The organism is Bradyrhizobium sp. SZCCHNRI2009, assembly GCF_032485115.1.
Taxonomy (GTDB): domain Bacteria; phylum Pseudomonadota; class Alphaproteobacteria; order Rhizobiales; family Xanthobacteraceae; genus Bradyrhizobium.
Genome location: NZ_JAUEUH010000005.1, coordinates 262,168 through 274,450 on the forward strand (window position 1 = coordinate 262,168; position 12,283 = coordinate 274,450).

At 61.4% G+C, this 12,283-nt stretch carries 4 protein-coding genes; all 4 read right to left on the minus strand.

Going from position 1 to position 12,283, the window contains the following annotated elements; all coding sequences use genetic code 11:
- Positions 1-16: 16 nt before the first annotated feature.
- Entirely contained in the window at positions 17-1,858 is a 1,842-nt protein-coding gene (locus QX041_RS19575; RefSeq protein ID WP_315825599.1) for an ATP-binding protein, read from the minus strand.
- A 173-nt stretch (positions 1,859-2,031) separates the two neighbouring features.
- Positions 2,032-2,745, minus strand: a complete 714-nt coding sequence (locus QX041_RS19580) for a GntR family transcriptional regulator (protein ID WP_315825600.1) — start codon at positions 2,743-2,745, stop codon at positions 2,032-2,034.
- A gap of 259 nt (positions 2,746-3,004) precedes the next feature.
- Positions 3,005-5,911: a helix-turn-helix transcriptional regulator gene (locus tag QX041_RS19585; protein WP_315825601.1), complete on the minus strand. Its 2,907-nt coding sequence runs from the start codon at positions 5,909-5,911 to the stop codon at positions 3,005-3,007.
- Positions 5,912-6,613: 702 nt separating this feature from the next.
- Positions 6,614-12,253 carry a LysM peptidoglycan-binding domain-containing protein gene (locus QX041_RS19590; RefSeq protein ID WP_316166310.1) on the minus strand — a complete coding sequence of 1,880 codons (5,640 nt, stop codon included), beginning with the start codon at positions 12,251-12,253 and terminating at the stop codon, positions 6,614-6,616.
- Positions 12,254-12,283: the final 30 nt, after the last annotated feature.

Consider the following 12,283-nt stretch of genomic DNA (forward strand, 5'->3'; position numbering starts at 1 on the left):
ACATACCCCGATAGGTCTAGGTCGGCGCGGGCGGCGCCGGCAGGGTCACCCGAAACCGGCTTCCGATTTGCAGTTCACTCTCAACCGAAATCGTGCCTCCGAGCTCCCTCACGATTCCATAGCTGATTGAAAGACCGAGGCCGAGCCCTTCACCGATTTCCTTGGTGGTGAAGAACGGATCGAACAGCGACTTCATGTGATCCGCCGAGATTCCGCTGCCGGTGTCTGCGACCTCGATCGTAACCGTGCTCTCCGCACGCCGGATGCAAACGCTGAGAACTCGGCGCGGGCGGTCGCGCATCGACTGGACCGCGTTGGAGAGCAGGTTGACGAAGACCTGCTCGAGACGGATCGGGTTCGCTTCGACGTGAGCCGGCTCCGCGGGCAAGTCCAGGACAACCTCGATACCTTCATTTCTGATCCGGTACTGCAGAAGCCGCATCGCATTGCCAAGTGTCACACCGACATCGACTCTGCTGGTTGCCCCGGTCTCCTTGCGCGCGAACATGCGCAAGTGACCGATCAATGCCATCATTCGCTCGGCTATGGATGACATCAAGTCGAGGTTCAAGGCCGTTCGTTCGATCTCGTTGCGTTGCAACAAGACTCGGCTGCTTGCGATGTAAGTGGTGAGTGCCGCGAGTGGCTGGTTGATTTCATGCGCCACCCCCGCCAGCGCCTGTCCAAGACTGGCAAGCTTCGCACTCTGCACCAGGCTCTCGTGGGTTTGTCGCAGCTCCTGTTCGGTGCGCGTCCGTTCCAGGACTTCACTCGTCAGCTGACGATTGGCTTCGCGCAGCTCCATCGTGCGCTCCGCAACACTTCGTTCCAGCAGCTCGTTCGCTTCGCCCTTGGCTTTCATCGATTGCCGCCATTGATAGGCTACAAGTCCAAGCAGCTGTATTGTGAGAACGGCAAAACCGGCTGTGGCGGCGACCGTCATTGCATGCCGTCGCGCGTCTCCGATATCCGAGAAGATCAGGAGCTGCCACCCATGCGCCGGCAGATGCCGCGCACGCAGCGCATATTCGTGAACGTCATTGTCGTCGCCCAGTCCGACCGATACGTTGCCTGATGCCGCCGAGGAATGCAGGATCGGGGCATTCTCGATCGTGTCGCCGAACTGCCGGGACTTGTTGAGACGCGCGACCGCGCTCGAGGGCAGCGTTCGCAGCGGGTGATATTTCCACCGCGCGCGGCTGGCCAGGATCACCACACCTCCTTCATCTTCCATGGCCACCAGATCACCGGCCCTGACCCAATCGGCTTCCAGCGGCGTCAAATCGATCTTCACGACGGCGACCCCGATCGTAAGCTCGCCTTCCGTGATCCGTTGCGACAAGAAGTAACCAGGCAGGCCGGTCGTCACCCCGACGGCATAGAGCTGCCCTTCCCCGTCACGGATTGCGCTCTGGAAATAGGGGCGAAAGTCGTACGCATGCCCGACGAAGCTCTTTGCTCCATCATAATTGCTTGCTGCCAGCGCCACCCCTGCCGTGTCCAGCACGTAGAGCTCGGCCGATCCCGCGGCCTGATTTAGCGACTTGAGATAGCGGTTGGCTGCTTCGACGACTGCCTCGTCGCCCGGTGTCCGGAACAGCCGGCGCACCGGGTCGGCGAGTGAAAGAACCGTGGGCAGATATCGGAAGCGGGCAACGGTTGCATCGAACGTGCTGCCGATCAACGTGAGCCGATCATCGGAATCGCGGCTCATCTGCGCGAGCCCAGCGCTCAGGGCCAATCGGTAGGACAGCAGCGCGACTCCCACGATTGCCAGGATGGCAATGGCCGCGATAACCGGCCAAGCCCTTGAGAGCTCACGCGGCAGTTCCAGTCGGCTCGAAAACCACGCCGACATTGATACACTCCCGCTCACGCCAGGGCTCGAATGATGGACCTGACCTACGCTTCGGTCACCTCGCGAATTCTCCCCGCGCATGCCGGATCCAGAGCTTCACCCGCAACCGGAGTCTTGGACCCTCTTACAGGTCGAAGGTCGATGTGCCCCAGGCATTACGGTCAAAATGAGATCTATATGGCCGCGGCCATCGTCCAGCGTGACCTGGCCTCCCTGATGAGCTCAGGCAGATCGACGATCATCCGGCACATGTGCGTTTCCAATTTGGCACACGCACCTTTCGGATCTTGATCGCGGAGCAATTCAATCAACTCGAGACATTCGCGTACCTGGGCGCCTTGATCCGGGCTTTGCAGGATCGAGAGGCATCGGACATACCGGCTGCGATCATTGAAGTTCCGCATCATTCTTAGCATCTGCTCGTTTCGCGACAGCTGCGTGATCTGCTCGAAAACGCTTTCGATGGTCATCGCATGATGTTTGACGCACTTCGTTGCCGAGTGGCCCACTGCAACGGCTTCCACTTTCATCAAACCCCGGCCGAGACGCGCGACCGAGGACGGATCGAGTGGCCTCGTGATATTGTGCTCAAGAACCAGCCGGGCAAATTCATACAGGTCCTGCAGCTCGGACGCGTTCGGAACCTTGGAAAAGAAGCCTCGCTTCGCGATGCTGTCGATCAGTCCCTCGCCTTGCAGGCGCTCCAGCGCTTGGCGCACAGGCGTTGCGCTCGCATTGACGCGATCCGCCAGATCGTCAATGTGCAGATGCTCTCCCGGAAGCACCCGGACCTTGCTGTCAGGGACCAGATCATAGTGGATGACGAGGTCCTTGAGCTTAGTGTAAGCGGTGTCTACCTTGCTGATATCCCCGTCTGTATCACGCATGCCACGTCCCCTTGAACCACCCTAGGCGGACGCAACTTGCCGGCCGCGGACGTAGCACCGGAGAGGCGTATGCCTTGTTCCCGGATTGCTCCGACCGCGCCGACGAGCACGCATGAACGGGTTCGGCGACGCCCGACGTCGAACCCTTGCCCTGCTACTCGTTGTCCGCCCATGACTGTCATTTTTTTACACACTGTAAGCTTACGCACTCATTGCAGCCGTCACCATCATAAAAACTATGCAATCGATGTGTACTGGTTCACTGGAGCATGCTGAGACGGTGTCTCATCGCGTAAGCGGTTGCAGCGGCGCGTGAGCTCACGCCGATCTTCATATATATGTTCGCAATGTGTCTGTTGACGGTCGGCACACTAAGGCGTAGTTCCGCGGCAATGGCCTTGGAGCGGCTGCCGGCAGCGAGCTTGCTGAGGATCTCCATTTCTCGCGGCGAAAGATCATCAGGGCCTCGCGCGTATAAGTTGCGCGGCCCGACCTCGACTCCCTCTATCCGTGCTCGATCGACACGCTCCTGCCAGCTTCGCATGCCGAGTGCTACGAACTGCTCGCGTCCCCGCTGCAGCAGCGCATGCGAGGACGGCTTGTCGCCTGAGGTTCCCGTCACGATCGCCTCGTCAAGATCGACGAGCGCTCGGAGGCAGACCTGGCCTGCCCGCTCAAGGTCGCCGCGGGCCTTTGCGAAGTGTGTGCATGCCGCAACCGTGTGACCCTGAAGGGCGGCCAGACGTCCGAGGATGAATTCACGGCATTCACCGGCTGCACCGATCGTGCTTCCGTGTTTTGGAGCGCGGACCAACGCTTCGAACCGGCGCGCGCGCTTGACGTCCTCACGCTGCCAGGCGGCGCAGACCCCGAGCCCAAGTGCATCATCCGACAGTTGTCTGTCGCAATTTGTGTTCTCCAAGGATCGGAGCAGCGCCTCGATGCGAACGTCATATTCGTTTTCGCCAGGCAAGAACGCTTCAGTCAGAGCGGCGAAGCCGAGCACGATCTGTCCAAGGCGCACCGGATGATCCTTGACGATCTGCAGCGCACGCGAAGCGATTCTGCCGATTGCCGTCCAGTCGCCACCATACAAATAGGCCCGCCATGCGACCGCGGAAAGCTCCAGGGCGAGATGCAACCGGTGCCACGGTCCCAGTCGGACAGCCAGCGCACGCGCGTCGCGCAGCGCCGCGTCGGAGCTTGTCAAATGGCCCAGGCTCGCCTCGGCAATCGCGAGAGAGGTTAAGGCCTCGATCTGGCCAGGAAGCGACCCGAAACACTTGGCATCCCGCAACAGGTCGTGCGCAGTTTCGACCCCCATGGCGAGTTGTCCATGGCGATAGATCCAATCATGGGTGACGACCTCTCGAGCCCGGATGATGGCCGCCGGACTCTGCCATTCGGCGGCCCAACGTTGCACCTGCTCTGTCTGTTCGATTGATCGAGGAGCATACAGGTCGAGCGCCGAGGCACGGTCCTCTTCGTCTCCAAGCTGATGAACGAGATCGAGCGCACGCGGATCCGGCGCGTGGTAGATCGTCTCAAACGTCCCGTCATTCCATCGGCATCGCCAGTGCTGTCGGAGCACCTCCAATCGGGCCCAGTGCAAATCTCGGCGAGCACCGCAGGCCTCCAGTCCGCGCTCCACCAGAGGCTGCCACATCTCGGTGGGAGCGCCGGCGTCGCGCAGCCTGCGGGCAATCGTCACCAAGAAACTCATGATCCATGATGGCTGCCGCTCCCAGCATCGGCCGAACAGAAGGCGCGACGTCGCGTCGGCGGCTTCGACGTCGAGTGATGCGGCCTGGGCAAGCGCGAGATCACGAAGCATCTCGTCCGAGACAGCATCGCCTGCGAGATCGCAAGCGATCCGAAGGAATGCAGCTTCGTGCTCGCTGATATAGTTCGCTCGCGCGCGCTCGGCTGCCTTCAGTGCGAAGACCCGGCCGATCTCGGCACCCGCGATGCGCTGTGAAGCGTGATACTGATGTGCAATCTCTCCGGGATCGGCATCGAGCTCGGCGAGACGCGTCGCCGCGCGCCGATGCAAGATCGCTCGCCGGTCGGGGTTCAGTTCGTCGTACATGGCACGCCGCAGCAACGCATGCGCAAAGACGTAGCCATCACCTCGCACGACGAGGACCCCGGCCCTCATCGCCTCGTCGATATGGTCGAGAATCGTCTCTTCGGAATCCGATATCAGAAGCTGCAATCGGCCGAGATCGAAGCCTTCCGGAAATATCGCAGCGATCCGTAGCATCCCCAGGGTCGGCCCCGAGAGCCGCGCGAACCGTCGCGACAGCAGCGGACGCAATCCGGCCGGGATGCCGACACCGTTGGTCACGAGATCGGCGGGCCATTGGCCCTGGCGCCCCGGAAATCTTCCCTCCTCGACGAGGTGGTTGAAGAGCTCGCGCACATAGAACGGATTGCCGCCAGTCTCACGATGAATTGCCGTCGCAAGCGATGCGGGAAGCCGCTCGCCAGCCAACGACTCAAGCATGCGCATCGTGTCCGCAGGCTCGAGCGGCCGAACCGCGATCCGGTGAAGTTCGCTCTCACGCGCCATCGCACTGAGTTCCAGCGGCTCGCCACCGGTCTCGTCGGGACGGAGGGTCATGACGGTTAGCAAGGGGAGAGATCGCGTCGAGCGTAAGCAATGCAGCAACATCGACCAGGATTCGCGATCGGCCCAGTGCAAGTCCTCCAGCACGAGCAACAGTGGAGATTCGACTGCAACCGCATGAAGCAGATGAACGGCGGATTCGAACAGCCGAAACCGCTCGTCCGGTCCGGAGAGTCCTTTGAGAGCAGGAAGATCCGCAGCGGCCGCGAACGCCGGCACCAGGCGAGACAGCGGCCGAATCATATCATTGCGAGCATGGTTGAGGAGTGTCGGCTGCTCGCGAGCCCATTGGGAGAACGTGTCGGCGAACAATCCATAGGGCAGAGGTTCGGCCATCTCGTAGGCGGCCCCCCTCGCGACACAGAAACCGCGCTGCTTCGCAGTTAGGGCCAGTGCCTCGACCAGACGGCTCTTGCCGATACCAGCCTCTCCTATCAGGACCGCGCCGACAGCGCGTCCATTCGTGCTCGGGAGAAGCTCGCGAAGCCGGTTCGACTCCTGGTCCCTTCCTATAAGCGGAACACCGCTATCCTTCATGCGCTAACCAATGGCCAACCTACACGATACTCTTTCATGGCTGCGGCACGACGCACTGCCGCCCGTGCGATTCAACCGTCTCCGACAACTTAAGATTGCTTTGAGAAAATATCAGCTCGGCACGATAATACCAAGCGTCAAATCAATGTTGCGCTGCGCATATGGGACTCATCTCGCGAAGACTGTCGCGCAATCGCGACCGGCGAGACCCGAAGGACTCAGATCGATCACGATCTCCATGGCCAGTTCAGCCAATGATTGCTTGCCCTAAAAGACACACAACCATCATGAGGTGCAACTACAAAACTCAACCGAAGCATGAAACATCATTGAGTCGTTTTCTTGACGAAATTCCCCTGGCCCAACGAGCTGGCGATCGAGGAATCGCGGCGACGCCGTTCTCGACTACTCGGCGTCGGAGGCGACGCACACATGGGCCAAGCATCTGCTGCAACGCCGGAGAGAACCATGCGTTCGCATACAGGCTCAGGAGATAGCGATGGCCTCAGGAGATCGCGGGTCCTTCATATCGTCCAACAACGCACCTTCAGCGTTCGGCGGCTTGGTGCCGAACCCCGACGCGCGAATCATTTCGGAGCGTCGGATTGCGCGCATCGGAGCCGCGGCAAACCAGTGACGAGTGCTGCTTGGCACATGACATCCGGCACGCAGATCTACTGAACCGAATGTCAGAACCGTTCCTTAGGGCCGGAACGATTCGATGTACTTGATCAAACCCTTGGCGCCGAAAGAAAGTCCGGAGGTCCACGCGTCGCGGGGACGGGCCCTCGCCCATTTCTTTGCTGCACCACTCTTCGCAACGGACCCGACCGCTGAACGCGTTGCAGCAAGGCCGACCCCGACAGCGACACCGACATCGGGACCAATGAGCGCCCAGTTCCCCGCGTGAGCGTGTACATCAGCCGCTACCAGATTGCCCGGAACGAGCCCAATCGCGCCGACAAATTGAAGGCCTTTTCCGGATTTGGTTGATGTTTCCCAACTTGACTTGGTGGGAATATTTACAGTTGGAGGAGCCAAGTCCTTCTTGTTTGCAGAGCTGGCCTTATTGTAGCTCATCAATTCTTTCGTCGTGCGCCCCGTTCTCCGCGCCACCTGCACCCATGTCAGCCTGCCCTTCGACGGATCTTGGACGTCACGATTATCGTAGACGCGGTCGACCGAGAGCTTGTCACCGACCCAAGCCCCGGCCCGCGGAAGCTCGTAAGTCTGGGGGATCCAAGTCCGGTTCTCGGACACGATCTTTCTGACTGTTGTGCCATGCTCCTTTGCGAGATCCCTCAGAGATTGTCCCGGCTGGAGATCGACGGCTTGCTTTTGCCCGGGAACGTGCAGATTCTGGCCGCTCATCGACAACAGACGTCGGAGAGGCACACCGGTTTTTTTGGCGATCTGTTCCCATGTCACGGCTGTTGGGTTGCTGGCCGACGAGGCTTGGCCCGGAACGTCAATTCGCAAAGGTGCACGACTGTCCTTGTTTGCCGTGATCAGCTTCTTGATCCCGACACCATGCCTGCGAGCGAAACTCTCCAGTGACTCGCCTGGTTGCAAGCGATCGGTCGTTGCCCCGCGAAGCACGCGGCCACCGCTCGCTGCATCATAAACCCGTCGTGGTGGGATGGACAAACCACGGTGCCCGTTCGCCTCCAACAGCCGCTTCAGGCTGAGTCCCTGATCGGTTGCAAATTCCCCGTAGGTCACGCCATTCGTGACCTGACGAAGCCGCTGAGGAACCAGGATCTCGGCGGGCGCTACATTCTTGGCGTTGGCCTTGGCGATCGATCGCAGCGAGGTGCTGTGGCTGTCGAGAAACTCCTGCGGGCTTTGACCGGCTTGCACGCGTGCGTCATCGACTGCCGGAACGGATGCGCCTGCGGAATCCTTCCGAGCGGGGATCGACCATCCATGCCGATCCAGGTTCAGCGCCACGAGCGTCTTGACATCGACCCCCTCGCGCTTCGCAATCTCGGCCCATGTCGCACCAGAACTGTTGAGAGCGGTAACTGTCGGATTGATGTCTTGAACGCTAGGATTGCTTCGCGTGAGGTCGCGCGGTATGAGGCCAAGCCTTTGGGCAATGCTGACCATCGTATCGCCTGGCAGAACGTCGACTTTCGTCCCGCGCGAGCGCATCAGCGCTTGGGAGCTCACACCATTGCGCAAGGCGAAAGCTGCCTGCCCAAGACCGAGCAAACCGTCCGATATGGCGGCGGCCCTGTCTGTATGCCATCCACTCGCAGCCTTCATGAAATTGATCGAGGCGTTGGTCCCGAAACTCGAGGCGACGACGGCGCGAGCCGCCGCTTCACGAGACGACCCGAGCCACGTCCTAACCCGCGCATGCGCCAGGGGACTGTTGAAAAACGCGCGACCTACTGGATTAAGATCAGCGATGGCCTCGCCCAATGCCGGCGCACCATGCGTGGCCAACACCAGTTCGCCGGCAACGGCTGCCGATGCTGCGGCGGGCGGAGCGGCAGCGACCCATTCTCTCAATCGATTCGCGATGCGCTTGGCGCCGCCTCCCGCCTGAGGTGTCGTCGAGGCGGCCAGAGCCCAATCGGCCGCGTGATCTTGGCTGATTGGCGTATCCTGCAACCCCAAAGCGGTCTGCCGGAACGATGCGAGTGCCGCTGGATCGCCTCCGAAAACCGCCTTGTGGAAGTCGGTCTCCCCCATCCGGTCGCGAATGGCCTCCGCGATCTTTGCCTCCGTCGCATAGGGCGATGTGCCGCGGCGCGGCACGACCTGCGAGGCGAGAAACTCGGTCACACCTTCGTTCAAGTTCGAATGCGGCCGGCTTGAATCAACGACCAAGGTGCTTGCGAGCTTCTTGAACGATTCCGAGGTCAGTGCATGCACGGCCTCGTGTGCGACCACGTCCGGGCTCAATCTGTCGGTCCGCACATAGACGCGATGCCCCTGATCCGATGCGATGCTGAAAGCATCGACGGCCGCCGGATCGTGCTGGCCGCCGGCTTTTTGATATGCACGGGCGAAATCGGCAGGATCCATGGCCTGCAGCCGGATGCCATTCGGCGCTGAGCCGCTCGTCCGACCTTGATAGGCGTCAAACACCTTCCTTCCCGCGTCGAGCGCAGCGGGCTGTCCGGCAAGGCCCGCTTCGGTCGCGGTGCGGGATCTGCTCTGCTGATAGTGATGAGAAGCCACACCGGAAACTGTATTGAGTCCGATGGACAGATAGTCTTGCGTGGTCGGCGCCTTGCCTGACAGGAGGCCGGGACCCGCAGTCAGCATGGTGTTCGCGCCCAGCTGGGAGGCTGTCTGATAAAGCGGGTTCGACACGAGGCCATTCGGCCGTGCCGCGCTTGCGGTCCGCACGGCGACCTTGCCGTCGACGAACTTCGTCAGACCGCCAGTCACCCCGGCCATCGCGACATTCTTGAAGTATCCCGAGAACGCATCCTTCATCTGCGCGTTGGCTTCGTCCTGCGTGAGCCGTCCCTCGGAGAGCTGATACTGGGACTCGACATAGGTCCCCGCGACGTTGCCGAGGCCCATGACCCCCTGATTGGCGACCATGACCGTTGATCCGGTTGCCAGCTTCGAGACGACCGAGCTTGCGGCCTGGTCGAGGCCGCGCGTAATGAAGGCCTCCGTCGCTCCGCCCGTCAACGCCCCGCCTGCTGCGCCCAGGGACTGCACGCCCGATACGGTCGCATCGACGCCCGCCTGCTTCACCTCATCCCAGCTGCCGCCACCCTTGAAGAAGTTGTTGGTCAGCGCCGCATCGAGTGAGATGTGAGAATTGCTGTGAATGTCGCCGCCACCGAACACAGTTGCTGCATTCTGGGCCGTGTCGATGGCTTCGGCCGTTCCCGTTCCCACCAATGTGCCCGCCGCGAGGGCGGCCAAGACCGGCGCGCCGGCTCCGGCCGTGGCCATCGTAACCGCGGTCGCAGCCGCGGCGATCGCGACGTCGCGCACGACTTCCTGTGCACTCGACCAATTGGCGTCGGTCTTGCGCTCGTTCTCGAACATCCGGTCATTCTGGGTGGCCAGATTACCCATGATGTTCAGATACTGGGCATTGACCTCCTGGGCAGTCATCCCTCCCTGATTTTTCTGCAGGGCCGTGAGCGCCTCTTTTTTGTCCTGCAGATCCGACTCGAGCTCAGACCGGTTGGCACCGAACAGTCCCCCGACCCAATCGCCGCCCTTCTGCAGAAGGCTGCGGTTGCCGAGCGCTTTGTCTTCCCTGTCGATGGCATCCTGCAGCTCATGCAGCCCTTGACCGATATCCACTCGCGCGTTCGCGTCCTTGAGGCTCGCAAGCTGCTCAGCGACCGCGCCATCGCTCAAGGCGCCCGGATGCTGCGCAAAGAATGTATTGTACGCATGCGAGAGCGCGCTCTGGTCAGCGGCCGTTTGCGGATCGAGTAGATTTTGCGGCAACGTCAGCCGAAACTGAGAGTCCAGCAGCTGATATTGAGCCAGCTTCTGTTGAAGCTGTGCATATTGAAGCGATTGCTGAGCCGTCGTCAGGGCGCTGCCCGCTTTGGTGAAACCTACAGCCTGTACATTGCCAGCTTGTACCAAATCAGTGTTGGCGGACTGCTGCGCGGTCGCGACCGCCGCCTCGCTCTGTGTGACACGATAATCCTGAACCAGCCTGTTGGTCGTTGCAGCCAGCTCTTTCGTGATCAGGCCGGCCGATGCCGCATCAGTTCTTGCCTGCGCTATCTGCTGCAACACCGGCGAGTTTGAGGGCAAGGGAACATGGCTATAGGTCTGCTCCAGATTAGCCAATGTCGTATTGCGCCGGTCGGCGTAGGCAAGCCCGGTTGCCGACTTGAAGCCCGCCGTCGCAATGTCGGACATTGTCGAGAGCTCGCGCAACTGATGCTGCGCTTGGTTCAGCTTGAGCTCCGTGGCGGCCGTCGGATTCTTGATATAGGCGGCCTGCGCATCCGAGACGGCCTGGTGGCCCTTGATCAGGGCGAGGTCGGTCCCGACTTTGTTCTGATAGGCGCTTGCCTGATCGTAGTCGATCTTCGCCGTGGTAGCGGTCTGCCGGGCTTGCGGGGACAATTTGGCAAGATCGGAGTCCTGCGCTGCCTCAAGATCGGTCTGCGCTGCCGCCGCAAATGCCACTCGGTGCTGAGCCGCGGCCCAGCCTGCATTCTGGTAATCAGCATTCCCGTTCGCGAGCTTGAGATCGAGCGATGCCTGCTGCGGATCGCTGCCGCGCGTTGCACGTACGGTGTACCCCAATGGATGCAGAGCGTCGTTCACCCGATCCTGGGCATCCTTCGCAACCGTCCCGTATTTCTCGTAATTCGAAGCATAATACTGGAGCTGGGCCTTGCCCTGCGCGACCATGCCGACATCGGCGTTGAGCTTGCTCCGCGCCACGGTGAAGTCGTCATAGGCGCGCAGCTGCGATGGCGTCAAATTCGCCTGGGTCGGATTTTCGTTCTGGTCGATCGTGACACCGGCTTTCTTCAGCGCTGTGGAAGCGCTCTCGAGCTCTTTCTTGTCCGCCGCGGCCTGCTGCCCGTAGACGACGCTTTTCCCTGCCGCAAGGTCGGCGCTCGCGGCATCAAGCTTGCGCTGGTCCGTCGCCAGCTTGTGTTGCTGCGCATCCTGCTGCTGATTCAGCAACGACAGACGGTGCAATGTTCCGGCGCTGATCCCCCGGTCCATCTCGGTGTCCAGACGGCCGAGCTGCGATTTGGTCTGCTCGAGAGCAGCCGTATCGGCGGTGACCTTGGCCTTTCCCGCGGAAACCTGGGCCGAGGCCGCGTCGACGAGCGGGGCAACTTTCCGCGCGACTGGATCTTTCACGGTGACCGGCGGCGGTGCCGGCTTGTAGTTCGCTGCGGCGGCGTCGATGCGTTGTGCAGCACTCAGATTGCTCTTGGCCGAACTCAACACCGCCTGGTCGGCGGTGACTTGCTGCTGAGCGGCCGCAACCTGCTTCTTCAGATCGCTGATATGGGCTTGATGCGCAGCCGCCGCGGCGCCCGCGCCGCGACCGTACCCGATCGGAGCCTTCGTTCCCTGTGCATCATTCAGTTCGGTCTGCAGTTTATGCAGCTTTCCAGCATCACCATCGAGTGTCGTCTGCGCCTTTGTCTGAACCGCTTTTGCCTGCGAAACGGCGTCTGGGACCGGCGCCGCCGACGCCGGGGCGGGGACCCCCGGACACGCGGCCACCGCCTTCGGCGGAACAGGGGGACCAAACAACACAGGCGTCGGTTGCAGAACCGGACCCATGAATGGCCGAGCGGGCTGAAAGAGCGGCAAAGGTGCCGTCGATGACGATCCAACGCTGTGCGTCGAATTGCGATCGAGCATGCCCGAAGACGACGCCGTGGACTTCGGCCG

Coding starts and splice junctions, on each gene's coding strand:
- QX041_RS19590 (WP_316166310.1), bottom strand. CDS start 12,253: ATGCTCGATCGCAATTCGACGCACAGCGTTGGATCGTCATCGACGGCA.
- QX041_RS19575 (WP_315825599.1), bottom strand. CDS start 1,858: ATGTCGGCGTGGTTTTCGAGCCGACTGGAACTGCCGCGTGAGCTCTCA.
- QX041_RS19580 (WP_315825600.1), bottom strand. CDS start 2,745: ATGCGTGATACAGACGGGGATATCAGCAAGGTAGACACCGCTTACACT.
- QX041_RS19585 (WP_315825601.1), bottom strand. CDS start 5,911: ATGAAGGATAGCGGTGTTCCGCTTATAGGAAGGGACCAGGAGTCGAAC.